We start from the raw sequence: 25,989 nt of genomic DNA on the forward strand, positions 1-25,989 counted from the left end.
TCCTTTGTTTGGCTGGCATCTAAACTAATGTGCGACCGTTGACGTTTGTTGGTTGGGACGGAAAACTAACTCGCGAGCCGTGCCGGTCACTTGAAGGAGCCTTCATGCCCTACCGCCCGCCCCTGGTCGCGCACGAGTACTTTGTCGCCGACCCGCCGGAGCTGCCGGTCCGCATACGGGGCGAACAGGGCCTGTCCGCGTTGACCGCCGCCGAGCCGGTGGCCGTGGACGACTCGGGAGTGACGTTGAAGGGCATCACCTCGGCGGAGGAGAGTCTGGTCGTACAGGTGCGGGTGGCGGGCGAGGGAGTGATCCGGGTCCGGCTCGGCCAGGACGTGGACGCCCGCACCCGCTCGGCCCGGGCGGCCTCCCTGGTGACACCGGGCACGTACGCGGGAGCCCGGGTGGAGACCCGGCCCGGCGGGCTGACCATCGACGCGGGCTCATTGCGTGCGGAGATCACCCTGGACCCGTGGCGGCTGCGGTTCACCGACGCGGCGGGCGCCACGCTGGTGGAGCAGGACCGGGGGCACACCGACATCAGCGGGCGGCTGCGTACGCTGCCGTTCGGCCGCTCCCACGCCGACGGCGTCACGGTGGCCTACCACGAGAGCTTCGCCGCGCCGGCCGACGAGGCGTTCGCCGGGTTCGGGGAGTCGTTCACCCCGCTCGACAAGCGCGGCCAGCGGCCCGTCATGTGGAACTTCGACGCCTTCGGCGCCGAGTCGCAGCGCGCCTACAAGAACGTGCCCTTCTACCAGTCGAGCAGGGGATACGGCATCGTCGTCGGCAGCGGGGCGCCGACGGAGTTCGACGTCTGCCAGTCCACGCACAGCGTCGTGCAGATCGTCGTCCCCGACGACCTGATCGACTACTACGTGCTCGCCGGGCCGACGCCGCCGGAGATCCTCGACCGCTACGACCGGCTGACCTGCCGCCCGACCCTGCCGCCGAAGTGGGCGTTCGGCACCTGGATCTCCTCGGGCTTCTTCGTGGACAGCCAGGAGCGGGTCATGACGCGGGCCCGGAAGATCCGCGAGCGCGGTATCCCGTGCGACGTGCTGCACCTGGACACCTACTGGCAGACCGACGGCCACTGGTCGGACCTGCGCTGGGACGAGGCCCGCTTCCCCGACCCGGCCGGAATGCTCGCCGAGCTCGACGGGATGGGCTTCAAGGTCTGCCTCTGGATGAACCCCTACATCTCCCACCTGAGCCCAGCTTTCCCCCAAGCCGCCGAAGCCGGATATTTCCTGAAAAATCATGATGGGGAGGCGTACGTCGCCGACTGCTGGCACGGGTCCTACCCGGCCTGCGGCATCGTCGACTTCACCAACCCGGCCGCCGTCGCCTGGTTCCAAGGGCTGCTGCGCCCGCTGCTCCAGCAGGGCGCGCAGGCGTTCAAGACCGACTTCGCCGAGGGCGTGCCGCACGACGCGACGGCCTTCAACGGCATGACCGGCACCGACCTGCACAACGTCTACACGCTGCTGTTCAACGACGCCGTCGCCGAGGTGACCCGTGAGGTCCACGGGCACGGCCTGGTCTGGGCCCGCTCGTCGTTCCTGGGCGGCCAGCGGCACTCGGCCCAGTGGAGCGGCGACACCTTCACCAGCTACCCGGCGATGGGCAGCACGCTGCGCGGCGGCCTGGCCCACGGCCTGTCGGGCGTGCCGTTCTGGAGCCACGACGCGGGCGGCTTCACCGGCCGCCCGGCCGACGACCTCTACGTCCGCTGGACCCAGTTCGGCGCGCTGTCCCCGCTGCTGCGGCTGCACGGCACCACCAGTCGTGAGCCGTGGGAGTTCCCCGAGGTGGAGGCCGAGGCGGTGGCCGCGCTGCGGCTGAGGTACCGGCTCATGCCCTACCTCTACTCGGCGGCCGTGGACGCCGCGCGGACCGGCGCGCCGATGATGCGGGCGCTGTGCGTCGACCATCCGGGCGACCCCGTCGCCTGGCGGGCCGACCTGGAGTATCTGCTCGGCCGCGACCTGCTGGTCGCGCCCATGACCACGCCCGACGGCACCCGGCAGGTGTACCTGCCCGAGGGCCGGTGGGTCGACTACTGGACCGGGGAGCTGCTGGAGGGCGGGCGCTACCGCGCCGTCTCGGCGCCGCTGGAGCAGATCCCGCTGTTCGTCCGGTACGGCGCGCTCATCCCGGTCACCACGCCTGGGGACACCGTGGACGTCCCCTCGGAGATCACCCTTGTCGCCTTCGGGGGCGGCGACAGCCGTAGCACGGTCCACGACCTCGACGGCGAGACCCTCGTCGAGGCCACCCGCGACGGCGACACCCTGCACGTCACCGTCACCGGTCCGAAGCGGGTCGCCGGGGTCGAGTTCGCCCCGGTGGCGGGCGCCCCGGTCCGGGCGGTCATCACCTCCCAGGAGACACCATGATCAAGCTGAGAAGTGCCGCGGCGGCGCTCGCCGTCGCGGCATTGACCCTGACCGCCTGCGGCTCCGGCTCGGACGGGCAGCAGCCCGCCGCGAGCGGCCAGCCGCGCGTGCTCAAACTGTGGCACTACGAGAGCGCCGAAGGCGCGATGGGCAAGGCCTGGGCGGCGGCGATCAAGAAGTTCGAGTCGACCCACCCGGGCGTGACGGTGAAGTTCGAGGAGAAGGGCTTCGAGCAGATCCAGAAGACGGCCAGCATGGTGCTCAACTCCGACGAGGCGCCCGACGTCATGGAGTACAACAAGGGCAACGCCACCGCCGGGCTGCTGTCCAAGCAGGGCCTGCTGACGGATCTGACGGAGCAGGCGACCAAGCGCGGCTGGGACAAGCTGCTGTCGGCCAGCCTGCAGACCACCGCCAAGTATGACGACCGGGGCATCATGGGCTCCGGCAAGTGGTTCGGTGTGCCGAACTACGGCGAGTACGTGATGGTCTACTACAACAAGAAGCTGTTCGAGAAGAACGGCGTCACGGTGCCGACCACGTTCGAGGAGTTCACCGCGGCGCTGGACAAGTTCGCCAAGGCCGGCGTCACGCCCATCTCGACCGCCGGGGCCGAATACCCGGCCCAGCAGATCTTCTACCTGCTCGCGCTGAGCAAGGCCAACCGGGCGTGGGTCGACTCCTACGAGCTCTACAAGGGCAAGGTCGACTTCCACGGCCCCGAGCTCACCTACGCCGCCGACACGCTGGCCGACTGGGTGAAGAAGGGCTACATCGCCAAGGACTCGGCCGGGATCAAGGCCGAGGACATGGCCACCGCGTTCATCGGCGGCAAGTTCCCGATCATGGTGTCCGGCAGCTGGTGGTACGGCCGGTTCCAGACGGAGATCAAGAAGTTCGAGTGGGGCTCGTTCCTGTGGCCCGGCAACCAGCTCGCCCCCGGCTCCAGCGGCAACATCTGGGTCGTCCCCGAGAAGTCCAAGAACAAGGACCTGGCCTACGACTTCATCGACATCACGATGAGCAAGGAGATCCAGAACCTGCTCGGCAACTCCGGCGGCGTCCCCGTCGCGGCCGACCCGGCCGCCATCACCGACCCCAAGAGCAAGGAGCTCATCGACAACTTCAACAAGCTCACCTCGCAGGACCAGCTGGCCTTCTACCCCGACTGGCCGGCTCCCGGCTACTACGACGTCCTCGTGGCCGGCGTCCAGAACCTCATCAACGGCAGCAAGCCCCCGGCGAAGGTCCTCGACGAGATCGCCCAGCCGTACAACGAGAACCTCGCCGACCTTGGCAACTAGAGCGTCGGCAACCAGAGCGTCGGTAACCAGAGCGTCGGCAACCAGAACAGAGCGTGGCTACTGGCCGTACCTGATCCCCAGCGCGGTGCTGTTCACCGCGGTCATCGTCGTGCCGTTCGTGATGAATGTCGCGACGAGCTTCACCCGCTGGTCGGGGGTGGGCACACCTACCTGGATCGGTACACAGAACTATGTCCGCCTGTTCGCGGACGAGCGGTTCTGGACGTCCTTCCGCAACAACGTGGGGCTGATCGTCGCGATGGCGATCATCCCCACGGTGATCGGGTTGGTGCTGGCCGCCGCGCTGTTCGACTACATCGGCAAGAGGTTCGGCCCCCGTACGGCCTCGGCCCTGCGGGCGGCCTACTACCTGCCGCAGGTGCTGCCCGTCGCGGTGGCCGGGGTGGTGTGGGGCTGGATGCTGCACCCGACCTACGGCGCGGTCAACCAGATCTTCGGGCTGAAGGTCAACTGGCTCGGCGATCCCGACTACGCGCTGGCCACGGTGATGGCGGTGATGGTGTGGTTCCAGCTCGGCTACCCGGTCGTCATCTTCATGGCCGGGCTGCAGCGGGCCGACCCGGCCCTGCACGAGGCGGCCGAGATCGACGGGGCCTCGTGGTGGCGCCGGTTCTGGCACATCACGATCCCGCAGATCCGTCCTGAGATCTTCGTCGTGCTGCTGACCTGCACGATCGCCGCGCTCAAGGTGTTCGGGCCGATCTTCGTGCTCACCAGGGGAGGGCCGGGCAACGCCACGATGGTGCCTTCGTACTTCTCCTACCTGAACTTCTTCCAGAAGGCCAACATCGGCTACGGCTCGGCCATCGCCACCGTCCTGGCGCTGATCATCGTCGTGGTGACCTCGGCCTTCCTGTTCCTCCAGGAGCGGAAGCCGTGAGACGCTACCCGATCCTGGCCGCGCTGACGGTGCTCGCCGCCGTCATGCTGTTCCCGTTCGTCATCGTCACCTTCAACGCCTTCAAGACGCCCGCCGAGTATTCGGCGGGCAGCCCGCTGAGCCCGCCGCAGGGCCTGAACCTGGACGGGATCATCGCGTTCTGGACCCGGGTCGACTTCGGCGAGAAGCTCCTCAACAGCCTGGTGATCAGCGGCTCCGTCGCCGTGCTCGCCGTGCTGCTGTCGGTGCTCAACGCCTACGCCCTCGGCATCGGCCGGGTACGCGGCCGGCTGTGGATCCTCGTGCTGTTCCTGGTGGCCAACACGCTGCCGCAGGAGGCGCTGGCCTACCCGCTCTACTACCTGGCCAAGGCGGCCGGCCTGTACGACTCCAAGCTGTCGGTGATCATCGTGTTCACCGTCATCCAGGCCGCCTTCGGCACCTACCTGCTCAGCGCCGTGCTCGGGCAGTTCCCCAAGGAGATCCTCGAGGCGGCGCGGATGGACGGCGCGGGGCGCTTCCTGGCGCTGTGGCGGATCGTCGTCCCGATCAGCAGGCCCACGCTGTCGGTCCTGGTGATCTTCTTCTTCATCTGGACCTGGAACGAGTTCTTCCTTCCGCTCATTTTCCTGGTCTCCAACGACACCCAGACGGTGCCGGTCGCCCTCGGCGTGCTGCAGGGCGAGAAGTACATGGACGCCACCATGTCCAGCGCCTCGGCGCTGCTCGGCATCGTCCCGGCCGTCGCGTTCTTCCTCATTTTCCAGCGGACGCTGACCAGGGGCATCACGGTCGGCGCCATCAAGTAGGAGCTCCCGAATGAAGCGATTCCTGGCGGCCGCCTTGCTGGCGGTCACCATGGGCGCGGCGCCCGTCAACGCCGTGCCCGTCCATGCCGCGGCGGCCCTGCCGTACCAGGACCCGGCCGTGCCGCTCGACCAGCGCGTCGGCGACCTCCTGGGCCGGCTCACCCTCGACGAGAAGATCTCGCTGCTGCACCAGTCGCAGCCGGCGATCCCCAGGCTCGGCCTGCCGTACTTCAAGGCCGGGACCGAGGCGCTGCACGGCGTCGCCTGGTCCAACGACCACAACGACGCCTGGAAGCAGAAGCTGGCCAGCGGCACCGTCTTCCCCCAGGCCGTCGGCCTGGCCAGCACCTGGGATCCGGAGCTGATCAAGCGGGTCGGCTCGGCCGTGGGCGACGAGGTACGCGGCTACAACGCGATCGACCCGGTCCTGTGGGGCACCCAGGTGTGGGCGCCGGTGGTCAACCTGCTGCGCGATCCGCGCTGGGGCCGCAACGAGGAGGGCTACTCGGAGGACCCGCTGCTGACCGGCGCCATCTCCACCGCCTACGGCAAGGGCCTGTCCGGCGACGACCCCCTCTACCTCAAGACCGCCCCGGTACTCAAGCACTACCTGGCCAACAACAACGAGTATCTGCGCAGCCTCACCTCCTCCAACCTGCGGCCGAGGATCAAGCACGAGTACGACGAGGCCGCGTTCAAGCCGGCCATCGCCAACGACGCCGCCACCGGCGTGATGGCCTCCTACAACCTGGTCAACGGACGGCCGAACACCGTCAACCCCGACCTCGACACGGTCGTCCGCTCGTGGACGGCCAAAGACCTCTACAACGTGAGCGATGCCTGGGCGCCGGACGCGCTGCAGGAGTACGAGCACTACTACGACACCAAGCCCGAGGCCGTCGCCGCGACGCTCAAGGCGGGCCTGGACAGCTTCACCGTCAACGACGACAACCCCTCCCTCATGACCGCGAACATCAAGTCCGCCCTCTCCCAAGGGCTGATCACCGAGGCCGACATCGACCGGGCCGTGCGGCACGTGCTGTCGATCAGGATCCGGCTCGGCCAGCTCGACCCCGACGGCGGACCGTACGCGAAGATCACCAAGGACGTGATCAACTCGGCGGCGAACCAGCGGCTCAACCGGCAGACCGCCGGCGAGGCGATGGTCCTGCTGGAGAACTCCGGCAAGACGCTGCCGCTCTCGCCGGGACTGAAGAAGGTCGCGGTGCTCGGGCCGCTGCAGGACACCCTCTTCAGCGACTGGTACGGCGGCACCATGCCGTACAAGGTGACCCCGCTGGCCGGCATCAAGGAGCGGCTCGGCGCGCGGGCGGCGGTGACCGGCGCCGACGCGCTGGACCGGATCGCGCTCAAGGACCTGGCCAGCGGCAAGTACGTCACCGCGACCGGCACCACGGGCCAGAACGTCGTCGTCTCCGACACCGCGCCCGGCGGCGCCTCGACCTGGGACCAGACCGACTGGACCGGCGACGTCTCGACCCTGCGCAACGTGGGCAACGGCAAGCTGCTCACCGGCAACTTCGGGCCGTACGTCACCAACGCCGACGTCCCGGGCGGCTGGTACGTCCAGCAGCAGTTCCGGCTGGAGGGCCAGGCGGACGGCACGTACCTGATCCAGTACGTCGGCTACGAGGTCAACGAGGGCTGGTGGCCCTTCCCCGAGCACTACGTGACCGTCGGCGCGGACGGCACGCTCGGCACCGGGACGAAGGCCGCCGCGGCGCACTTCGCCAGGGAGGTCGTCCAGAGCGGCGCCAAGACCGCGGCGGCTGCGGCCAAGGGCGCCGACGCGGCGGTGGTCGTGGTCGGCAGCAACCCGTTCGTCTACGGCCGCGAGAGCCACGACCGCTCCACCCTCGCGCTCGGCCAGGGCCAGCAGGAGCTGATCAAGGCCGTGCGGGCGGCCAACCCCAACACCGTGGTCGTCCTGGAGGACAGCTACCCGACCACCATGAACGTGGACACCCCGGCCCTGCTCTGGACCACTCACGCGGGCGCCGAGACCGGGCACGCCGTGGCCGACGTGCTCTTCGGCGACCGCAACCCGGCGGGCCGGCTCACCCAGACCTGGTACCGCTCCGACGACCTGCCGGACATCCTGGACTACGACCTCACCAAGACCGGGATGACCTACCTCTATCACCGGGGCGACCCGCGCTACGCCTTCGGCCACGGCCTCAGCTACACCACCTTCGGCTACCAGGGCCTGAAGGTGACCCCGCGCGGCGACTCCTACGACGTCACCGTCAAGGTCACCAACACCGGGTCGCGGGCCGGCGACGAGGTCGTCCAGCTCTACACCCACCAGCAGAGCTCGCGCGTCACCCAGCCGGTCAAGCAGCTGCGCGGCTTCACCCGCCTCACGCTGCGCCCCGGCCAGAGCCGTACGGTGAAGCTGACCGTCAAGAAGGCCGACCTGGCCCTGTGGGACGTCACCCGCGGCAAGTGGACCGTGGAGACGGCCACCCACGACGTCCTGGTCGGTGGCTCCTCCTCGGCCATCAGGCAGCGCGCGACCTTCCAGGTGAGCGGCGAGCGGATCCCGCCCCGCGACCTGACCAGGAGCACCCGGGCGATCGACTTCGACGACTACTCCGGCGTGGACCTGGTCGACACCTCGAAGGCGAGCGGCGAGGCGATCGGGGCGGTCACGGGTGACTGGGTGAAGTTCGCCGACGCCGACCTGCGCGGGGGACTCACCGGCATCACCGCGGGCGTGTCCTCGGTGGCGGGCGGCTCCTTCGAGGTCCGCGCGGGCTCCCCGTCGGGCGCGCTGCTGGCCACCGTCGCGGTCCCGGCCACCGGCGGGATCTACCAGTACGGCACCGCGTCGGCGACGCTGTCCGGCGCCGGTGGGATCCGGGACCTCTACCTGGTCTTCAAGGGCGACCTGCGGATCAAGGATCTGACCCTCACCAAGTAAGTTTGGTTAATAACCAAACTATTGACCTCACTCAGAGGCTGTGTGAGCCTCTGAGTGAGGGTTCGGGGACCTCGCGACCATGTGCGCTGGAGCGGCGACGGCAGGGTCCTGTACCCGGTCGTGCATGGCGGTCATCTGCTGCTGTGGGGCCTTCGGCCCCGGAGAGGGAAACCGCTCATGCGAAGAAGGTTGTTCAGCCTGCTCGCGGTGGCTGCCGTCGTCGTGGCGATGGCGGTGGTGCGGATGGCGCCGGTCGGCGCCGTCGCCGCCGATCCGTACGCCTTCAAGGGAGTGAAGATCGGCGGCGGCGGCTTCGTCCCCGGCATCGTCTTCAACCAGAAGGAAAAGGACCTCATCTACGCCAGGACCGACATCGGCGGCGTCTATCGCTGGGACAAGACCAAGTGGACGCCGCTGCTCGACGGCATCGGCTGGGACAAGTGGAGCTGGGTCGGCGGCGTCAGCGTCGCCACCGACCCCGTCGACCCGAACCGGGTCTACGTCGCCACCGGCATGTACACCAACGACTGGGACGCCAACAACGGCGCCATCCTGCGCTCCACCGACCGGGGCAACACCTGGGCCGCCACCGAGCTGCCGTTCAAGGGCTTCGGCAACATGCCGGGCCGCGGCATGGGCGAGCGCCTGGTCATCGACCCGAACAAGAACAACATCCTCTTCTACGGCACCGCCAACAAGAACGGCCTGTGGAAGAGCACCGACTACGGGGTCACCTGGGCCAAGGTCACGAGCTTCCCGAACGTCGGCAACTTCGCCCAGGACCCGAACGACACCCAGAACAACTACAACACGATGACCCAGGGCATCCCCTGGATCACCTTCGACCCGCGCACCGGCTCGGCCGGCACCGCCACCAAGACGATCTACGCCGGGGTGGCGGACAAGGACAACAACGTCTACCGCTCCACCGACGGCGGCGCCACCTGGAGCCGGGTGGCCGGCCAGCCGACCGGCTACATCCCGCACAAGGGCGTGCTCGACCCCGTCAACGGCTACCTCTACCTGGCCACCGGCAACACCGGCGGGCCGTACGTGGGCGAGGACGGCGAGGTGTGGCGCTACGCCACAGCCACCGGCACCTGGACCGAGATCACCCCGACCCCCGACGCCGACCGCTACTACGGCTTCAGCGGCATGACCATCGACCGCCAGAACCCGAGCACGATCATGGTCGCCAGCCAGGTGTCGTGGTGGCCGGACAACATCATGTTCCGCAGCACCGACAGCGGCGCCACCTGGACGCGGATCTGGGACTGGAACGGCTACCCCAACCGGACCTTCCGCTACACCCAGGACGTCTCCTCCCATCCGTGGCTGGCCATGGGCAACCCGCAGCCCCCGGAGATCACGCCCAAGCTCGGCTGGATGACCGAGGCGATGGAGATCGACCCGTTCGACTCCAACCGGCTGCTGTACGGCACCGGCGCCACCATCTACGGCACCGCCAACCTCAAGCAGTGGGACGCCGCCGGCGGCAAGATCACCATCAAGCCGTTCATCGAGGGGCTGGAGGAGACCGCGGTCCTCGACCTGATCAGCCCGCCGACCGGGGCGCCCCTGCTCTCGGCGGTCGGCGACATCGGCGGCTTCGTGCACAGCAACCTCGACGCGGTGCCGCCGATGATGTACACCCAGCCCAATCTCGTCACCACCCGGAGCATGGACTACGCCGAGCTCAGCCCGTCGAACATGGTCCGCGCCGGCGACAACGACACGGCCGGGGTGACCCGCATCGGGTTCTCCTCCAACGGCGGCGCCAACTGGTGGCAGGCCAGCAGTGAGCCGGGCGGGGTCACCCAGGGCGGCAGCGTCGCGATCTCGGCCAACGCCGGCACCACGGTGTGGTCGCCGACCGGCGGGGCGGTGAGCCGCTCGACCGACTCGGGCAGCTCGTGGACCGCCTCCACCGGCATCCCGGCCCAGGCGCAGGTGCGCTCCGACCGGGTCAACCCGAACAAGTTCTACGGCTACTCCGGCGGCAAGTTCTACGTCAGCACCAACGCGGGCGCCACCTTCGCCCAGTCCGCCGCCACCGGGCTGCCCACCGGCACCGCCACCGTCAAGTTCAAGGTCGTACCCGGCAAGGAGGGCCACATCTGGCTCGTCGGCGGCGCCCCGTCGACCGGCAAGTACGACCCCGCGGGCACCTACGGCGTGTGGCGCTCGACCGACTCCGGCGCCACCTTCACCAAGCTCGCCAACGTCACCGCGGCCGAGAACGTCGGCTTCGGCAAGGCGGCGCCCGGTGGCTCGTACATGGCGATCTACCTGGTCGGCCAGATCGACGGCGTGCACGGGTTGTTCCGCTCCGACGACGCGGGCGCCTCGTGGGTGCGGATCAACGACGACCGGCACCAGTACGCCAACATGGGCGAGGCGCTCACCGGTGACCCCCGCGTGTACGGCCGCGTCTATCTCGGCACCAACGGCCGCGGCATCATCTACGGCGACCGTACCGGCCCCAACCCGACCCCCACCCCGACTCCGACGCCGACGCCCACCCCGACCCCGACTCCCACGCCCACCCCGACGCCCACGCCGACGCCGGTTCCGGGCAAGTCGTGCGCGGCGACCTACGCGTCCACCGGCCAGTGGCAGGGCGGCTTCCAGGCCGGGGTGACGGTGAAGAACTCCGGCACCGTCGCCATCACCGGGTGGACGGTCGGCTGGAGCTTCCCCAACGGCCAGACCATCACCCAGCTCTGGAACGGCGCCCACACCCAGACCGGCGCCGCCGTCAAGGTCACCAACGTCAGCTACAACGGCGCGCTGGATCCGGGCGCGAGCACCACGTTCGGCTTCACCGGCAACTGGACGAGCAGCAACGACCCGCCCGCCACGGTCACCTGCACCCCCGCCTGACGACAGGAGGGCCGACCGAGGGAGAGGCCCCTCCCTCGGTCAGCCCTTGGCGGCCTTCGTCAGCCCTTGACGGCGCCGATGATGACGCCCTTCGTGAAGTGCTTCTGCACGAACGGGTAGATCACCAGCACCGGGATCAGCGCCAGCGTCACGATGGCCATCTGGATCGCCAGGCTCGGCGGCAGCGCGTGCCCGCCGACCGCGGTGTCGCCCGTCTGCCCGACGAACATCGACTGCCCCTGAAGCACGAACTGCCGCAGGACCACCTGCAGCGGCCACTTGGTGCTGTCGTTGAGGTAGAGGGTGGCGTTGAAGAAGGCGTTCCAGTAGCCGACCGCGTAGAACAGCCCGATCACCGCCGTGACGCCCTTGGACATGGGCAGCACGATCCGCCACAGGATGCGGAACTCGCTCGCCCCGTCGATCCGCGCGCTGTCGGTGACCTCCTCCGGGATGTTCATGAAGAAGGCCCGCATGACGACCAGGTTGAAGGCGGTGACGGCGGTCGGCAGGATCAGTGCCCAGTACGAGTCGATCAGCCCCAGCGAGCTGACCAGCAGGTAGCTCGGGATCATGCCCGGCCCGAACAGGAAGGTCAGCAGCACGAGGAACAGCATCGGCCGGTGCAGCAGCGAGCCGGGCCGCGACAGCCCGTAGGCCGCCAGGACGGTGACCGTGAGGCTGAGCAGGGTCCCGACGACGGTCACCCCGAGGCTCACCCCGATCGACCGGGTCACCACCCCGCCCGCGAACAACTGCTCGTAGGCGGCGAAGGACAGCTCGCCCGGCACGGTGACCAGGCCACCCGCCTTCGACACCGCCTCCTGCGTGGACAGGCTGGTCAGCACGACCATGTAGATCGGGAACAGCACGGCGGCCACGATGAGGGCCAGCACCAGCCCCTTGACGCTCGCGCCGAACCGGGTGGGCCGCTCGGCCCAGACAGGCATAGTCATGATCGTTTGTAGATTCCCTGCTCGCCGAAACGATGGGCGACCTTGTTGGCTATGAGGATGAGGATCAGCCCGGCCACGCCCTTGACCAGGCCCGCCGCCGCGCCGTAGCTCCACTCGCCGGTCAGCAGCGTGCGCCAGTACATGAACGTGTCGAGCACCTCGGCGGCGTCGCGGCCGACGGCGTCGCGCTGCAGGAAGAACTGCTCGAAGCCGACGTTGAGCGCGTCGCCCAGCCGCAGGATCAGCAGCAGCACGAACACCGGGCGCAGGCCGGGCAGCGTGATGTGCCACAGCCGCCGCCAGCGGGAGGCGCCGTCCACGGCGGCGGCCTCGTAGAGGTGGGGGTTGATGGCGGCCAGCGCCGCGAGGAAGATGATCGTCCCCCAGCCGGCGTCCTTCCAGACCGTCTCCGCGGTGACCAGCAGAATGAAAGTGTCCGGATTCGTCATGATGTCCACGCCCGCGAAGCCGTGGTCGCGCAGGATCTGCGCGAGCAGTCCCGCGCCGCCGAACATCTGCTGGAACAGGGTGACGACCAGGACCCAGGAGAAGAAGTGCGGCATGTACACGATGCCCTGGATGAACAGCCGCAGGCGCGGCCGTACGACGCTGTCGAGCAGGATGGCCAGCAGGATCGGCAGCGGGAAGTAGAAGATCAGCTGGAACGTGGTGATCGACAGCGTGTTGAGCGTCGCGTCCCAGAAGCTCTGGTCGAACATCAGCCACTGGAAGTTCGACATCCCGACCCACGGGCTGTCCTTGACGCCGACGTAGGGGGAGTAGTCCTGGAAGGCGATCACGTTGCCGAGCAGCGGCACGTAGTGGAACAGGAGCAGCAGCCCGATCGCCGGCACGGTCATCAGCAGCAGCTGCCAGTCGCGCCGGAACCGGGCCCGCAGCGAGCCCTGCTTGATCCGGACCCGTGTCCGGGTGATGCCCGAGCCGGCGGGAGAGGGCAGGTCTCCCGCCGGCCCGGCGTCCGTGGCCCGCTCGACCGCGATGTGGTCAGGCGCGGCCATTGTCCCGAAGGACTTTCATGTAGAACGCGCGCGCCTCGTCGCCGCCGTCGCGCCGCCACTCCGCCGCGATCTGCTTGGCGTCGCTGACCGGGCGGCGCCCGCGCATGATGTCGGTGAACTTGTCCTCGGTGGGCACCTGCAGGCCCGCGTACTTCGACGGCCGCTGGATCCTGATCCCGTCGAACGGCGTCTTCTCGATGTACTTGAAGGAGGCGTTCTGCCAGTCGATGTTGGCCTTGGCCGCTTCGGGGAAGGGCCAGTCCACGTAGAGGGGACGGCCGCCCAGGAAGCCGTAGGTGTAGGCGACCTCCTTGCGGCCCAGGTCGGTGCTCTGCGGGATGCCCTTGGCATCGAGGGTGAAGTGCTTGCCCTTGATCCCGAAGTTGGAGAGCTCGTACTCCTTGGTCCCGTACGGTGCGGCGCACCAGTTGAGGATGGACAGGATCTCCTCCATCTTCTCCTTCGGCAGCCCCTTCTTGATGAAGGTGAACATGCCCGCCGCGTTGTTGTGATACATGATCGGCGTGCCGCCGTCATGCGCGAACAGCGGGAAGACGCCCAGCGCGAAGTCGGGGTTCTTGCCGGTGTGCTGCTGGAGCAGCTCCTTCCAGGCACCGATGCCGTCCCGGTAGATGGTGATCTGGCCCGCGCCGATCAGGTCCTTCTCGTTGGCGCCCTTGCTGCCGGCGACGCTCGGATGGATCAGCCCCTCGGCGAAGAGCTTGCGCATCCACGCCAGCATTTCCTCGAACTCCGGCGTCTCGTACTTGTGCGTCAGCTTGCCGCCCGCGTACCGCCATTCCTGCGGGACGCCGAAGATGGGCCAGGCCATCTCGTGGATGTCGCCGAACGCCCAGCGCTTGGCCTTCGCGTCGGTGATCGTCTTGCCGAGCTGGTAGAGCTCGTCAGCGGTCTTGGGGTTCTGGTTCCAGCCGTTCTTGTCGAACAGGTCCTTGCGGTAGAGCAGGCCGTACGGGAAGGGCTCGGTGGGGTAGGGGATCGCCATCAGCTTGCCGTTCCACACCGACCACTCCCACGCGGGGGTCGGCAGGTTGGCCAGCAGCGGGTACGGCTTCACCTTGTCGCCCTGGAGGTACGGCGTGAGGTCCTCGAACGCCTTGTCCACGGCGGTGTTGAAGTCCGCCATCTTGTCGATCTCCCAGCTCGGGAGGGCGAAGATGTCGGGCAGGTCGCCGGAGGCCAGCCGGGCGATCGCCTTGTCGGCGTAGGTGGTGCCGTCGGCGATCTGGAACTCGACCGTCGCGCCGATGTCGGCGTTGACCGCCTGGAAGTAGGTGTTGCCCGGCAGTCCGGGCGGCGGTGGGCCCCACAGCGGGGTCATCGCCTTGTAGGTGCCGCCCTTGCCCGCCTTCTGGGTGAGCGCCGCGGTGGGGGTGGCCGGGTAGGTGGTGAAGCCACCGGCGATGCCCGGCACGCCCGGCAGGTTGGAGACCGTGCCGGCCAGGTCGGGCTTGACGCCGGCGAACTCGACGTACGCAGGCGTGAGCTGGGCGAGCTTGTCCGCGGCGGCCGCGGTCGCGCCGCTCGAGCCGGGCCGCGTCCCGGTCGGGGCGGAGCAGGCGGCGAGGGTGGTCAGACCGGCCAGGCCGAGAAATCCACGGCGAGTCATCGACGGTGTCACGACGGCTCCCTTCGTTGGTCGGAGCAGGGTAAGGGGTGTCCGAACGGGAGGTCTACGAGCTAGAATTAGTTCGTCTAATGACCAAACAAACTAAACCCGAGGCGACGCTGACCACAAGGTGTGCCACCGGTCACAGATTGATGTCGGGAGTGAGATGAGATTCGCTGACGGCTCCCTCCCCGCCGTTCCCGGGGGTCCGCGCGGCTCTCGGCGACGGCACGGGGACACTGGGGGACAGCGCACACTGGTACCGCGGCATGATCGCCCGCGACGGCCTGACGGACGGGACAGACTTTGATCACCTCATCGACCGACCCGCAGCCGGCCGACTTCGCCGACGTGCGGGCCACCAACCTGGCCGTCGTGCTGCGTTTCGTCCGCGAGCACGCGCCGTGCTCGCGGGCCGACATCGCGGCCTCCACGGGCCTGAACAAGGCGACCGTGTCGAGTCTGGTCGCCGACCTGATCGACAGGCGGCTCGTCCGCGAGACCGGCCTGACCGAGAACCGGGTGGGGAGGCCGGCCACGATGCTGGTGCTGGACGGCTCGCCGTACGCGGCGATCGGGCTGGAGATCAACGTCGACTACGTGACGGCCGTCGCCGTCGACCTGGCGGGGGAGCGGCTGCTGTCCTGGCGGCGCGCCTTCCCCGGCTCGGTGGCCGCCGTCGCCGCGATCGTCAGGCGGGTGGTCAACCGCATGGCCAAGGAGGACAAGCAGATCCTCGGCCTGACCGTGGCCGTGCCGGGCCTGGTCGACGAGCAGGGCGTCGTGCGGGTCGCGCCCAACCTGGGCTGGCTCGACACCGATGTCAGCGGCGACCTCGCCAAGGCGCTGCGCGATCCCGGCTTCCCCATCCAGGCCGACAACGACGCCAACCTCGGCGCCCTGGCCGAGCACCGGTTCGGCCCCCATGGGGCGGTCACCGACCTGGTCTACCTCACCGGCGAGATGGGTGTGGGCGCCGGCGTGATCCTGGACGGGCGGCTGCGCCGGGGCGGGCGCGGCTACAGCGGCGAGATCGGCCACATCCAGATCGACCCGCTGGGGCCGGAGTGCCGGTGCGGCCGGACCGGCTGCCTGGAAGCGGTGGCCGGCATCGGCGCGGTCCTGGAGCACCTCTCGCCCTCGCCGGTCGAGGTGGAGCTGGAGATCGAGGAGGTCGTCCGGCGAGCCCGCGCGGGCGACGCCCATACCCTGGGCCTGCTCCGCGGCGTGGGCCGCGACCTCGGTCGCGGGGTGGCCATCCTGGCCAACCTGCTCAACCCTCAGGTGGTGATCCTCGGGGGCTACTACGTGCCGCTGGCGCCCTGGCTGCTGCCCGCCGTGGAGGCCGAGGTACGCGAGCGCACCATCGCGCCGGAGGCCGGCGGCTGCCAGGTGGTGATCTCGTCCCTCGGCTACGACGCGGCCGCGCTCGGCGGAGCCGCCCGGGTGCTCGACTCCATCGATTCAGGAAGATTGCCGCGAATCTCTTGACCCCGCTCGCGCACGCGTGCACCCTTCAGAAGAACTCCGTTCGAAACACTCGTGTAACGGGCGGGGTTTTTCTGGACCGGCTATCGAAGCGCTTCGACAGAGACCCGAAGCGCGCTCCCCCCGCTAGTCGAAGCGTTTCGACGCTTTCAGAAGGTGGCCCCATGAACGAACCGTTCCGCGACCCGGACCTCCCCCTCGCCGAGCGGATCGCCGATCTGCAGGCCCGGCTGACCGTGACCGAGAAGCTCGCGCTGCTGCACCAGTACCAGGCGCCGGTCGAGCGGCTCGGCGTGGGCGCCTTCCGTACCGGCACCGAGGCCCTGCACGGCCTGGCCTGGCTGGGTCCGGCGACGGTGTTCCCGCAGGCCGTGGGCCTGGCCTCGACCTGGGACCCGGAGCTGGTCCGCAGGGTGGGGGAGGCGGCGGGCGAGGAGGTCCTGGCCTTCCACCACAAGGACCCGTCCGGCGCCGGCCGCAACGTGTGGGCCCCCGTGGTCAACCTGCTGCGCGATCCGCGCTGGGGCCGCAACGAGGAGGGCTACTCCGAAGATCCGTTGCTGACCGGCGTCATGGCCACGGCCTACGCGCGCGGGCTTCGTGGGAGCGCTCCCGTAATGCGGACGGCGCCTACCCTCAAGCACTTCCTCGGCTACAACAACGAGACCTACCGCTGCGTCACCTCCAGCAACCTGCCGCCGCGGGTCCTGCACGAGTACGAGCTGCCCGCCTACCGGCCCGCCCTGGAGAGCGGCGCCGCCGTCGCGGTCATGCCCTCCTACAACCTGGTCAACGGCCGCCCGGCGCACCTCAGCCCGCTGATCGGGCAGGTGCTGCGGGCCTGGGCGCCGGACGACCTGCTCGTGGTCAGCGACGCCTACGCCCCCGGCAACCTCACCGGGCTGCAGGGCTACTACGACGACCCGGCCGAGGCGTACGCGCACGCCGTACGGGCCGGGCTCGACAGCTTCACCCAGGACGACGACCGGGCCGAGGCCACCCTCGGCCACCTGCGCGAGGCGCTGGAACGCGGCCTGCTGACCGAGGCCGACCTCGACACCGCCGTACGCCACACGCTGTCGATCCGCTTCCGGCTCGGCGAGTTCGACCCCGCCACGCCGTACGACGACATCACCGAGGCGGTCGTCAACTGCCCCGAGCACCAGGCGCTGGCCCGCGAGGCGGCCGCCCGCTCGATCGTGCTACTGAAGAACGACGGCCTGCTGCCCCTGGCGCCGGCCGCCTGCCGCCGCATCGCGGTGCTCGGCCAGCTCGGCGACACCCTGCTGGAGGACTGGTACAGCGGCACGCTGCCGTACGAGGTGACCGCCCGCGCCGGTCTGGCCGAACGCTGCGAGACCGTCTTCTGCGAGGCCGTCGACCGCGTCACGCTGACCGCCGACGCGGGCCCGGTGGTGGCCGGGCTCGACGGCGGACCCCTGGGCATCGGGACGCCGGGGGACCGCTTCGACCTGTTCGACTGGGGCGGCGGGGCCATCGCCTTCCGCGCGGTCGCCACCGGCCGCTTCCTGTCCGTGGACGACGACGGCGTCCTGGTCAACGACCAGCCCGGCCCGAACGGCTGGGAGGTGCGCCAGACCTTCCGGCTGGAACAGCGCACCCGCGGCGCCGTCGTCCTGCGCCACATCTCCACGGGCCGCTACATCGGCCTGTCCTCCGACGGGGTCTTCCGGCTGGTGGACGACGCCGACGCCGCCACGTGGCTGACGGTGGAGGTCGTCGAGAGCGGCGCCGCGGCGGCGGCCGCGCTGGCGGCCACCGCGGACGTGGCGGTCGTGGTCGTGGGCGACCATCCGCTGGTCAACGGCCGCGAGACCGAGGACCGCACGGACCTGGACCTGGCCCCCGCCCAGGACGCGGTCGTCCGGGCGGTACGGGCGGCCAACCCGCGCACGGTCATGGTGATCACCAGCGGCTACCCCGTCACCTGGTCGGACCCGGACATGCCCGCGGTGCTGTGGTCCTCGCACGGCGGCCAGGAGTACGGCCACGCGCTGGCCGACGTGCTGTTCGGCGACGCCGACCCGCAGGGGCGGCTCACCCAGACCTGGTACCGCTCGGCCAGCGAGCTGCCCGACCTGCTCGACTACGACATCATCGCCACGGACGCCACCTATCTCTATTACCGGGGCACTCCCCTCTACCCCTTCGGCCACGGCCTCAGCTACACCGTGTTCGACTACTCCGGCCTCGCCGTCGCGGTCGACGGGGAGATCATCGCCGCCACGGTCACGGTCACCAACACCGGCTCGCGGGTCGGAACCGAGGTCGTGCAGTTCTACACCCACCAGCGGCGTTCCCGGGCCAAGCAGCCGCTGCGCCGGTTGCGGGGCTTCGAGCGGGTACGGCTGGCGCCCGGTGAGAGCCGGGCCGTCACGCTCACCTTCCCCGTACGGGACCTGGCCTTCTGGGACGTGACGCGCGGCGCCTTCGCCGTCGAGGACGCGCCGCACCAGCTCATGGTCGGCCGCAGCGCGACCGACCTGCGGCTGAGCGCGGCCTTCCACGTCGAGGGCGAGACCATCCCGCCCCGGCGGGGCGGGATGGCCGCGGCGGACCACGACGCCTACGACGCGGTCGCCTTCGTCGACGCGGCCAAGGTCTCGGGCGACGCGGTGCGCTCCGAGGCCGAGGGGGCGTGGATCCTGTTCCGCGACGTCGAGCTCACCGGGGCCGCGTCGTGCCTGATCGAGGCGGCGAGCACCGAGGGCGGGGTCGTCACGCTCCGGCTGGACGACCTCCTGCACGGCCCCACACTGGGCGCCATCCCCGTGCCGCCGGCCGGGCGTTACGCTCCGGCGGCGTCCTCGGGCGAGCTTGCGGAAGCCTCGGGGGTGCACGATCTTTATGTCGTGTTCGAGAACGTGGGCATCACGCTGGGCAGGCTGGAACTGACCGGCACGGGTCGGGCCGCCCCCCGATCGCCCGGCGCCGTACGCGCCGACCGAGGACGAACTGGGCGAGGCCGCATGGACCGAGACCACGCCGACACCGGACGGACCACCACATGACGGAACACCACATAACGGACGGCCACCTGGTAGACGGCCACGCGCCGGACCGCGACCTGCCGGACGGCCGCCCATCGGACGGGGGAGCGGCGGACGCGCACGGTGAGGAGGCGCGCGGTGAGGAGGCGCGCGCTGAGGACGGGCACGCGACCGGCCGGGCGGTCACCATTGTCGAGGTGGCGCGGCACGCGGGTGTGGCGGTGAGCACGGTCTCCTATGTGCTCAGCGGCAAGCGGGCGATCTCGGCCGACACCCGGCGGCGGGTGCTCGACAGCGTGCGGACTCTCGGCTACCACCCCAACGCCGGCGCCAGGGCGCTGGCCAGCAAGCGGGCCAACGTGATCGCGCTGGTGCTGCCCCTGCGGGCCGGCATGCACGTGCCCGTGCTGATGCGCTTCGCCACCTCGGTGGTGACCGCGGCGCGCCACTTCGACCACGACGTGCTGCTCATGACGGCCGACGAGGGCCTCGACGGGCTGCGCCGGGCCGCGGCCAGCGCGCTGGTCGACGGCCTGGTGCTGATGGACGTCGAGCTCGACGACCCCAGGGTCCCGCTGCTGCGTCGGCTCGCCGAGCCCAGCGTGCTGATCGGCTTCCCCGCCGACGCCGCCGGGGTGACCTGCGTCGACCTCGACTTCGCCGCCGCCGGGGCGCTGTGCGTGGCGCACCTGGCCGAGCGCGGGCACCACGAGGTGGTCCTGCTCGGGGCGCCGGCGGTGGTCTACGAGCGGGGAACCGGCTTCGCCCGCCGTACGCTCGAAGGCTTCACCGCCGCCCTGGCCGAGCACGGGCTCGACGGTACGGCCCTGCCGTGCGAGGAGAGCTTCGAGGAGGTCCACGCCACCGTGAGCGGGCTGCTGGCGGCCCGGCCCGGTCTGTCGGGACTGGTCGTGCACAACGAGGCAGCCGTCAACCATGTGCTGAGCTCGCTGCGGCAGCTGGGCCGCAAGGTGCCGCAGGACCTCGCGGTGATGGCGATCTGCCCGGACGACGTGGCCGAGCCCGCCCGGCTGACCTCGGTGCTGATCCCGGCCGAGGAGGTCGGCAGGGAGGCCGTCGGGCTGCTGATGGACAAGCTAGCGGGCCGTGCGGTGCCACCCGCGACCCTGCTGGTGCCTCGCCTGACGGTTCGCGCGAGCACGTGACCGTCCGCGCGAGCGTCTGACCGGACGGCGGGTCCCACGCTGAACGTCCGCGCGAGCGCTGACCCGCAGAGCCAGGCTCTCGGGTCAGCGGTGGTGGTGGCGTGTGGCGCCCTTGGCGGGGCAGTGGTCCGTCGACTCGCGAGCGAAGAGGCCGACGGCGGACGGCCTGGGGAGCGGGACGGCCGACGGGCGGGTGCCGTCGAGGAGGAGCGCCAGGTAGCGCCGCCGGTCGGCGCCGTCATCGGCGTCGGTCCCGTGGCGGACGGAGTCGGCCCCGTGGTGGACGGTCGTCGCCAGCGCCATCACCACGATCGCCGCCAGGTCGCGGACCAGCAGGTCGTCACGGACCAGCCCGCGCTCCCGCGCGGCGGTCAGCACGTCGCCGAGCGGTCCCATGAACCGCTCGGCGATGCCGATCGTGAACGCCCCGGCCTCCTTCGCGGCCGACAGGAGCGCCCGGTGGCCGGACAGCGTGTCGACCACGGCCGTCAGCGCGTCGGCCAGCCCCTGCCTGGGGTCGGCGGCCACGCGGGCGGCCTGGAGGACCGGCTCGATCTCCTCGGCGAAGTAGGTCTCGAAGCAGGCCAGGATCACGCCGTCGCGGTCGCCGAAGCGCCGGTAGACGGTGGCGATGCCGACTCCGGCGCGGCGGGCGATCTCCTCCAGCGGGACGGCCGTGCCCGACTCGTGCAGGGCGGTGATCGCCGCCCTGACGATCCTGTCGGAGTTACGCAGTGCGTCCGCACGACGTCGCTGCTCTGGCACATGCCGAACGCTAGCAGCATCCACGCCGTCACTCCATGGCAGCGTTACCAGGCCACCTCGAGCGAGGCCAGCCCGTACACGACATGGAAGGAGCGGAAGTCCGCGATCGGCGCGACGGTGCGCAGTCCGGGGAAGCGCTGGAAGAGGGCCTGGAAGGCGATCCGCATCTCCATCCGGGCCAGCGGCGCGCCCAGGCAGTGGTGCACGCCGTGGCCGAAGGCGAGGTGGCCGGGCGCGCCGCGGGTGATGTCCAGCTCGTCGGCCTCGTCCATGAAGGCGGGGTCGCGGTTGGCGAGGGGCAGCGAGCACATCACCAGGTCGCCGGGCTGGATCTTCTGACCGGCCACCTCGGTCTCCGTGGTGCACACCCTGCCGATGCTGGCATGGAGAATGCTGAGCCAGCGCATCAGCTCCTCAACGGTGGCCTCGATCCGCTCGGGCTCCTTCTTGAGCAGGTCCAGCTGGTCCGGCTGCCGGAGCAGGGCCAGCGTGCCCAGGCCGAGCATGTTGGAGGTGGTCTCGTGCCCGGCGATCAGCAGGAGGTTGCCGATGCCGATCAGCTCGTTCGTGGTCAGGTCGTCGCCGTGCTCACGTACGAGCATGCCCAGCAGTTCCTCGCCGGGGTCGGCCTGGATGCCCTCGACCAGCTCGGTCATGTACGCGCGCGACTCCTGCTGCAGCTTGAGGCGCTCGTCCATGGGCAGCGACACGTCGAGCAGCCGGCCGGTCCTGCGCTGGAAGTCCGCGCGGTCGGCGTACGGCACGCCCAGCAGCTCGCAGATCACCAGCGACGGGATCGGCAGCGCGAACGACGACACCAGGTCGACAGGTGAGCCCGCGCGCTCCATGGCGTCGAGGTGCTCCTCGACGATGTCCTTGATCCGCGGTTCCAGCCGCTTCATCCGGCGGATGGTGAACTCCGGCGTCAGGAACCGGCGCAGCCGGCTGTGCTCGGGCGGGTCGAAGGAGAGCAGGTTGCCGGCGCGGAGCACCTTGAGCTCCTCCTCCGTCGCGCCCGGCGGCTGGAAGATGGTCTGGCGGGCGTTGCTGAACCGCTCGGCGTCGCCCAGCACCGCACGCGTGTCGGCGTAGCGGGTCACCAGCCAGGCGTCGATGCCGAACGAGGTGGTGACGCGGGTGATCCCTTCCTTCTCCCGCACCTCCGCCAGCTCGGCGGCGGGACTGAACTCTGTCCGCCGCATGTACAGAGGCAGCGTTGAGATGTCGCTCATATATCCCCCAGGATGACCGGTCGTCACGAAATACCCTGACAAGAAACGATAGCAACCTATCGATTAGCCGCAAGACCATCCCGGTAAACATTGGGTCTTGACGACCTTGGTGGTATCGCTAACACTCGACGACGCCCCGCCTACCGCACAGATTCGGGGTCCAAAATGTTAGCGCTAACCAAGCAATCGCTAGCTTAGACGAGGAGTGCCCTGACATGAGACGTCTGAAAACCATGACCCTGGCCGCGGCCGCCGCCGGGTTGGTCGTCGTCACCGCGGTCCCGGCGCCCGCCGCCGCGCCGATCACCACCTCCATCTATACCGCCGATCCGGCCGCGCTGGTGGTCGGCGACACGATGTACCTCTACACGGGCCACGACGAGGCGCCCGCCGGCGGCACGAACTTCGTCATGCGGGACTGGCACGTCTTCACTTCCGGCGACGCGACGACCTGGACGGACCAGGGCGCGAAGCTGAACCTCTCAGATTTCCCGTGGGCGGGCGCCGACGCGTGGGCGGGCGAGGTCGAGCCGCGCAACGGCAAGTACTACTGGTACGCCCCCGTCAACGGCAACGGCGCCGGCTGGATGGACATCGGCGTGGCGGTCGGCGACAGCCCGCTCGGCCCCTTCCACGACGCCAAGGGCGGCCCGCTGATCAGCGACAGCACCCCGGGCTCCTCGCCGCTCAACATCGACCCGACCGTCTTCACCGACGACGACGGCCAGGCCTACATCTACTGGGGCTCCTACTACGGCCTGCGCGCCGCCAAGCTCAAGCCCGACATGATCAACCTCGACGGCGGCGTGGTCACCCCGAGCGGCGTGTCGAACTTCTGGGAGGCCCCCTGGATGTTCAAGCGCAACGGCACCTACTACCTCGCCTACTCCGCCAACGACTCGGCCTGTTCCGCGCCCGGTTACGCGTGCATCCGCTACGCCACCGCGAGCAATCCGCTGGGACCGTGGACGCATAGGGGAGTGGTGCTCGACCAGGTCTCCTCGACGACCAACCACCCGGCGATCATCGAGTTCAAGGGCCAGTGGTACATGGTCTACCACAACGCGGGCAGCCCGGGAGGCGGCGACTTCCGACGCTCGGTGACGCTCGACAAGCTCTATTGGAACGCCGACGGCACCATGCAGAAGGTCGTGCAGACGACGGGTCCCGCCAACCCGAACAACCTGGCGCTCAGCGCGACGGCCTCCACCTCCTACGTCTCGCCGTGGGAGACCCTCGGCGCGGTCAACGACGGCTTCACCCCGGCCAACTCGGCCGACCACAGCCACGGCGCCTACGGCAACTGGAGCCACCAGGGCACCGAGTGGCTGGAGTACCAGTGGCCGTCCGCGCAGACCGTCAACCGGGTCGGCGTCTACTGGTTCGACGATGACCAGGGCATCGACCTGCCCGCCTCGTGCAAGGTCCAGTACTGGAACGGCAGCGCGTACGTGGACGTGCCCGGACAGTCGGCCTGCGGAACGGCGGCCAACACCTTCAACACCACGACGTTCACGGCGGTCTCGACGACCAGGCTCCGGCTGAGCGTCACCTCGAAGATCGGCTTCTCGACCGGCGTCCTGGAGTGGACCACGCAGGCGTGACCCTCTCACCAGCACTGGAGGTGCAATGAAACTGCTTCTTCTCCAGAAGTGGATGGACGTGATGGCCGGTCGACCCCTGCCAGTACGCCACTGTGCCCCTCAAAGCCCGAACTGCCCCGGCGGCGCGTCCCATCTCCACGGTATGTCGCTGTGGCTGACGGCCGGCTTCGGCAGCGGCGCGGCCAGCGACTCGGGCCAGCGCGTCGGCAGTGAGTACTACATGGGCAACCTCAACACCGACAACATGCACATCCTGCTGCACGAGATGGGCCATTCGTTCGATCTGGATGACTTCTACAACTGGACTCCCACGGGGGTGTGCTGCTTCCTGGTCAACTACCGCCGGTTGAAGCTGGTGGTTTGCTCTCGCGGTCCCGTCTGGGTGAAGGGAGGCCGGTAGCGTGTGGCTGGTTGACAGCAGCCCAGCCCGCGCTGCCGCGTGTGGCGATGTTGCGGGCTGCGATGTGGTCGGCGTGCCCAGCGAGGCCACACCTGGTGCAGACGAACCGGCCCCGCGCCGGCCTGTTCGCCCTGCTGATATGCCCGCAGTCCGGACAGGCCTGCGACGTATACGCGGGGTCGACCAGCAGGAAGGCGACTCCGGCGCGGGCGGCCTTGTAGCGGGTGAAGGCGATCTGCTGGGCGAACGCCCAGCCGTGCAGGGTGCGCCGCTGGAACCGATGAGCCCTTACCCGATCGCGGATGCCCTGAAGATCCTCCAGGGCGACACCGCGGCCGGTGCGTTCGGCTTCACGCACCACAAACTTACTGATTTGGTGGTTGAGGTCGGTCATCATCCGGTGCTCACGACCGGACAGACGGCGCAGCACCCGCCGCGCCGCCGACGTGCCCTTCTTCTGCAACCGACGGCGTTGGCGATGCCGCCGCTCCCGCAGGGTGCGGACGTGGCCGTTGCCGCCGATCGGCCCCGGCAGGGCCGGGCCGGGCAGCACCACCCGATCGGAGGTGACCGCCAGGTTCGCCACCCCCTGATCCACTCCGACGAAGCCGCCGACCGGCTCGCGCACCGCCGGTTGGGGCAGGGTGAGGGCGACCTGCAGCAGCCACACGCCGCGCCGGTAGATCAGGTCTGCCTCGCCGAGCGGCAGCGTGTCGATGGCTTTGAGGTCTTCTGGGCGGCCGGTGTAGGGGATGGTGACGCGGCCGGTGGGGGTCCACAGCGACACGGTCCGGGCGTCCCGGTTGAAGCTCATCAGCCGGGCGTCGTAGGGGACGGCGCCGTGTGGGCGGAAGATGTGGGCGCGTTTCTTGGTGGCGCGCCGGTTGGCGTAGGCGCCAGCGACTCGGGCGATCGAGCGTACGGCCGCCTGCGCCCCCAGCCCGGCCAGTTGCGCCCGCACCTCGTAGTAGGCCAGCCGATGCAGCTCCACCACCGCGAACGTGCGGTGGTGCCAGGCCAGGCGGGAGACGACGGTGGCCGCCTGATTGCACACTTGCACTGCCGCGGCCAGCGCGTCGGCCTGAGCCGGGGCGGGTGTGAGCCGCAGTTGCACGATCGTGGGCAGGCCGTGGCGTTTGGTGGTGGAGCGGCGGATCGCCATCGCGCACCTCCTGTCACCCCGTCCTCACCCACCGCACATATTACCGAACGTGATCGAGCCTTTCCATGCTGTTTTCGAAAGAGGGATGTCGCTTCCTCCCGACCCTGAAAGACCGAGTCTCCGCTCCACCATTCAGATGAAAGCGGCAGCGCCACTTCGATCATCGAGATCGACCGTGGATGTTCCGCGACTGGTGGCGGCACTTGAGGAGCCGCTACGGGCTGTAGGACCGTGGAGGGCGGCGGCCACCGGCGCCGCCGCCCTCCACGGGCGCTGATGGCGCTTCTCAGGTGTTGACGGTGAGCGAGTACTA

Annotated in this window: 17 protein-coding genes; 11 read left to right on the forward strand and 6 right to left on the reverse strand. The window is 69.6% G+C overall.

The window, feature by feature from the left end; genetic code table 11:
- The first annotated feature begins 104 nt into the window (after positions 1 to 104).
- The 6 genes from ACIBO2_RS28740 to ACIBO2_RS28765 all read left to right on the forward strand — a co-directional run bounded on the left by ACIBO2_RS28740 (position 105) and on the right by ACIBO2_RS28765 (position 11,243).
- On the forward strand, positions 105 to 2,402 hold the full coding sequence (locus ACIBO2_RS28740) for a TIM-barrel domain-containing protein (protein ID WP_397300725.1): 2,298 nt from the start codon (positions 105 to 107) through the stop codon (positions 2,400 to 2,402).
- Positions 2,399 to 3,706: an extracellular solute-binding protein gene (locus tag ACIBO2_RS28745; RefSeq protein ID WP_358555323.1), complete on the forward strand. Its 1,308-nt coding sequence runs from the start codon at positions 2,399 to 2,401 to the stop codon at positions 3,704 to 3,706. Before ACIBO2_RS28740 ends, ACIBO2_RS28745 begins: the two co-directional genes overlap by 4 nt.
- 85 nt (positions 3,707 to 3,791) lie before the next feature.
- Positions 3,792 to 4,607, forward strand: coding sequence for a sugar ABC transporter permease (locus ACIBO2_RS28750; protein ID WP_358555326.1), 816 nt, complete (start codon positions 3,792 to 3,794; stop codon positions 4,605 to 4,607).
- A complete protein-coding gene (locus ACIBO2_RS28755; protein ID WP_357952766.1) occupies positions 4,604 to 5,416 on the forward strand; it encodes a carbohydrate ABC transporter permease in 813 nt (270 codons plus the stop codon). Before ACIBO2_RS28750 ends, ACIBO2_RS28755 begins: the two co-directional genes overlap by 4 nt.
- Before the next feature lie 10 nt (positions 5,417 to 5,426).
- A complete protein-coding gene (locus ACIBO2_RS28760; protein ID WP_397300729.1) occupies positions 5,427 to 8,360 on the forward strand; it encodes a glycoside hydrolase family 3 C-terminal domain-containing protein in 2,934 nt (977 codons plus the stop codon).
- A 177-nt stretch (positions 8,361 to 8,537) separates the two neighbouring features.
- Positions 8,538 to 11,243, forward strand: a complete 2,706-nt coding sequence (locus ACIBO2_RS28765; RefSeq protein WP_397300732.1) for a cellulose binding domain-containing protein — start codon at positions 8,538 to 8,540, stop codon at positions 11,241 to 11,243.
- A gap of 59 nt (positions 11,244 to 11,302) precedes the next feature.
- Here ACIBO2_RS28765 and ACIBO2_RS28770 read toward each other — a convergent pair whose 3' ends face one another.
- From ACIBO2_RS28770 to ACIBO2_RS28780, 3 genes are read right to left on the reverse strand one after another with little or no spacing between them, the layout of a single operon-like run.
- Positions 11,303 to 12,199 carry a carbohydrate ABC transporter permease gene (locus tag ACIBO2_RS28770; RefSeq protein WP_358184503.1) on the reverse strand — a complete coding sequence of 299 codons (897 nt, stop codon included), beginning with the start codon at positions 12,197 to 12,199 and terminating at the stop codon, positions 11,303 to 11,305.
- On the reverse strand, positions 12,196 to 13,218 hold the full coding sequence (locus ACIBO2_RS28775) for an ABC transporter permease subunit (protein WP_358555338.1): 1,023 nt from the start codon (positions 13,216 to 13,218) through the stop codon (positions 12,196 to 12,198). Before ACIBO2_RS28775 ends, ACIBO2_RS28770 begins: the two co-directional genes overlap by 4 nt.
- Positions 13,205 to 14,860, reverse strand: a complete 1,656-nt coding sequence (locus tag ACIBO2_RS28780; RefSeq protein WP_397300737.1) for a sugar ABC transporter substrate-binding protein — start codon at positions 14,858 to 14,860, stop codon at positions 13,205 to 13,207. Before ACIBO2_RS28780 ends, ACIBO2_RS28775 begins: the two co-directional genes overlap by 14 nt.
- Positions 14,861 to 15,154: 294 nt before the next feature.
- Here ACIBO2_RS28780 and ACIBO2_RS28785 point away from each other — a divergent pair, with 294 nt between their 5' ends.
- The 3 genes from ACIBO2_RS28785 to ACIBO2_RS28795 all read left to right on the forward strand — a co-directional run bounded on the left by ACIBO2_RS28785 (position 15,155) and on the right by ACIBO2_RS28795 (position 20,513).
- Entirely contained in the window at positions 15,155 to 16,339 is a 1,185-nt protein-coding gene (locus ACIBO2_RS28785; protein ID WP_358555344.1) for an ROK family transcriptional regulator, read from the forward strand.
- 161 nt (positions 16,340 to 16,500) lie between these two features.
- On the forward strand, positions 16,501 to 19,368 hold the full coding sequence (locus ACIBO2_RS28790; RefSeq protein ID WP_397300740.1) for a glycoside hydrolase family 3 C-terminal domain-containing protein: 2,868 nt from the start codon (positions 16,501 to 16,503) through the stop codon (positions 19,366 to 19,368).
- A complete protein-coding gene (locus tag ACIBO2_RS28795; protein ID WP_397300743.1) occupies positions 19,365 to 20,513 on the forward strand; it encodes a LacI family DNA-binding transcriptional regulator in 1,149 nt (382 codons plus the stop codon). Before ACIBO2_RS28790 ends, ACIBO2_RS28795 begins: the two co-directional genes overlap by 4 nt.
- 84 nt (positions 20,514 to 20,597) lie before the next feature.
- Here ACIBO2_RS28795 and ACIBO2_RS28800 read toward each other — a convergent pair whose 3' ends face one another.
- Together ACIBO2_RS28800 and ACIBO2_RS28805 are read right to left on the reverse strand one after the other, a co-directional pair.
- Positions 20,598 to 21,278 carry a TetR/AcrR family transcriptional regulator gene (locus ACIBO2_RS28800; RefSeq protein WP_397300746.1) on the reverse strand — a complete coding sequence of 227 codons (681 nt, stop codon included), beginning with the start codon at positions 21,276 to 21,278 and terminating at the stop codon, positions 20,598 to 20,600.
- 44 nt (positions 21,279 to 21,322) lie between these two features.
- Complete coding sequence (locus ACIBO2_RS28805) at positions 21,323 to 22,510, reverse strand: cytochrome P450 (protein WP_358555355.1); 1,188 nt, start codon at positions 22,508 to 22,510, stop codon at positions 21,323 to 21,325.
- Between the two features lie 215 nt (positions 22,511 to 22,725).
- On the opposite strand from ACIBO2_RS28805, the gene ACIBO2_RS28810 reads away from it, so the two are divergent.
- Positions 22,726 to 24,114, forward strand: coding sequence for a glycoside hydrolase family 43 protein (locus ACIBO2_RS28810; protein WP_397300750.1), 1,389 nt, complete (start codon positions 22,726 to 22,728; stop codon positions 24,112 to 24,114).
- A gap of 25 nt (positions 24,115 to 24,139) precedes the next feature.
- The gene (locus ACIBO2_RS28815) at positions 24,140 to 24,514 is read left to right on the forward strand and encodes a hypothetical protein (RefSeq protein ID WP_358555361.1); all 375 of its coding nucleotides are present in this window, start codon (positions 24,140 to 24,142) and stop codon (positions 24,512 to 24,514) included.
- Here ACIBO2_RS28815 and ACIBO2_RS28820 read toward each other — a convergent pair.
- Positions 24,447 to 25,676 (reverse strand): RNA-guided endonuclease InsQ/TnpB family protein, encoded by a 1,230-nt coding sequence (locus tag ACIBO2_RS28820; protein ID WP_397300754.1) that lies wholly within the window; start codon positions 25,674 to 25,676, stop codon positions 24,447 to 24,449. The two genes, ACIBO2_RS28815 and ACIBO2_RS28820, sit on opposite strands and share 68 nt — an antisense overlap.
- Between the last annotated feature and the right edge of the window lie 313 nt (positions 25,677 to 25,989).

This window comes from Nonomuraea sp. NPDC050022, from assembly GCF_044460705.1.
Classification (GTDB): Bacteria; Actinomycetota; Actinomycetes; order Streptosporangiales; family Streptosporangiaceae; genus Nonomuraea.

Coding starts and splice junctions, on each gene's coding strand:
- ACIBO2_RS28765 (WP_397300732.1), top strand. CDS start 8,538: ATGCGAAGAAGGTTGTTCAGCCTGCTCGCGGTGGCTGCCGTCGTCGTG.
- ACIBO2_RS28740 (WP_397300725.1), top strand. CDS start 105: ATGCCCTACCGCCCGCCCCTGGTCGCGCACGAGTACTTTGTCGCCGAC.
- ACIBO2_RS28760 (WP_397300729.1), top strand. CDS start 5,427: ATGAAGCGATTCCTGGCGGCCGCCTTGCTGGCGGTCACCATGGGCGCG.
- ACIBO2_RS28795 (WP_397300743.1), top strand. CDS start 19,365: ATGACGGAACACCACATAACGGACGGCCACCTGGTAGACGGCCACGCG.
- ACIBO2_RS28770 (WP_358184503.1), bottom strand. CDS start 12,199: ATGACTATGCCTGTCTGGGCCGAGCGGCCCACCCGGTTCGGCGCGAGC.
- ACIBO2_RS28805 (WP_358555355.1), bottom strand. CDS start 22,510: ATGAGCGACATCTCAACGCTGCCTCTGTACATGCGGCGGACAGAGTTC.
- ACIBO2_RS28745 (WP_358555323.1), top strand. CDS start 2,399: ATGATCAAGCTGAGAAGTGCCGCGGCGGCGCTCGCCGTCGCGGCATTG.
- ACIBO2_RS28790 (WP_397300740.1), top strand. CDS start 16,501: ATGAACGAACCGTTCCGCGACCCGGACCTCCCCCTCGCCGAGCGGATC.
- ACIBO2_RS28815 (WP_358555361.1), top strand. CDS start 24,140: ATGAAACTGCTTCTTCTCCAGAAGTGGATGGACGTGATGGCCGGTCGA.
- ACIBO2_RS28820 (WP_397300754.1), bottom strand. CDS start 25,676: ATGGCGATCCGCCGCTCCACCACCAAACGCCACGGCCTGCCCACGATC.
- ACIBO2_RS28810 (WP_397300750.1), top strand. CDS start 22,726: ATGAGACGTCTGAAAACCATGACCCTGGCCGCGGCCGCCGCCGGGTTG.
- ACIBO2_RS28775 (WP_358555338.1), bottom strand. CDS start 13,218: ATGGCCGCGCCTGACCACATCGCGGTCGAGCGGGCCACGGACGCCGGG.